Consider the following 1,133-nt stretch of genomic DNA (forward strand, 5'->3'; position numbering starts at 1 on the left):
TGCCACACAATGCGGCATGAGCGTGCGCCACCTCGACCACCTGCTGGAACCCCGATCGATCGCCGTCGCCGGGGCCTCCGACCGCCCGGCCAGCGTCGGCGCCACCGTCTGGCGCAACCTGCGCGCCGGCTTCCAGGGCCCGCTGCACGCGCTGAACCTGCGGCTGCGCACGCTCGACGGGCAGCCGGTCTTCACCCGCCCCGAGCAGCTGCCGGCCGCGCCCGACCTGGCGGTGCTGTGCACRCCGCCGGACACGCTGGCCACGCTGGTCGACCAGTTCGGCCGGCTCGGCACGCGCGCCGCCATCGTGATGACGGCCGGGCTGAGCGCCGCGCAGAAGCAGGCGGTGCTCGAGGCGGCCCGCCCGCACGTGCTGCGCATCCTCGGGCCGAACTGCCTCGGCCTGCTGACGCCGCGCCTGGGCCTGAACGCGAGCTTCGCGCACACCGATGCACTGGACGGCAACCTGGCCTTCGTCTCGCAATCGGGCGCGCTGGTCACCGCGGTGCTCGACTGGGCGAAGGCGCGCCGCGTCGGCTTCTCGCACCTGGTGTCGCTCGGCGAGCATGCGGATGTCGATTTCGGCGACCTGCTCGATCACCTGGCCAGCGATGCGCACACGCGCGCGATCCTGCTCTACATCGAATCGATCGGCGAGGCTCGAAAGTTCATGTCGGCCGCGCGCGCCGCGGCACGCAACAAGCCGGTGATCGTCGTGAAGGCCGGCCGCGCCGGCAACGGCCTGCGCGCGGCGGCCTCGCACACCGGCGCGCTGGCCGGCTCCGACATCGTGTTCGACGCCGCGATCCGACGCGCCGGCATGCTGCGCGTGGACACGCTGCACGAGCTGTTCGTCGCGGCCGAGACGCTCGCGCACTTCGGCGCCAACCGCGACGACCGGCTGACCCTGGTGACCAACGGCGGCGGTGCCGGCGTGCTGGCCGCCGATGCAGCGGCGCGTGCCGGCGTGCCGCTGGCCGAGCCGACTGAAACGCTGCTGGCGCGACTCGACGCGGTGCTGCCCGCCACCTGGTCGCACGGCAACCCGGTCGACATCATCGGCGACGCGCCGGTGCAGCGGTACGTCGACGCGCTGCAGGCGGTGCTGGCCGAGCCGCAGGCCGGCGCGGTGC

At 73.9% G+C, this 1,133-nt stretch carries 1 protein-coding gene; it reads left to right on the plus strand.

Annotation, left to right across the window (positions count from 1 at the left end):
* Positions 1-16: 16 nt before the first annotated feature.
* Positions 17-1,133 (plus strand): acetate--CoA ligase family protein (locus AC1D01_RS35810; RefSeq protein ID WP_477874441.1); only part of this gene is annotated, 1,117 nt, incomplete at its 3' end.

It is taken from the genome of Rhizobacter sp. P3_B12, assembly GCF_056402895.1.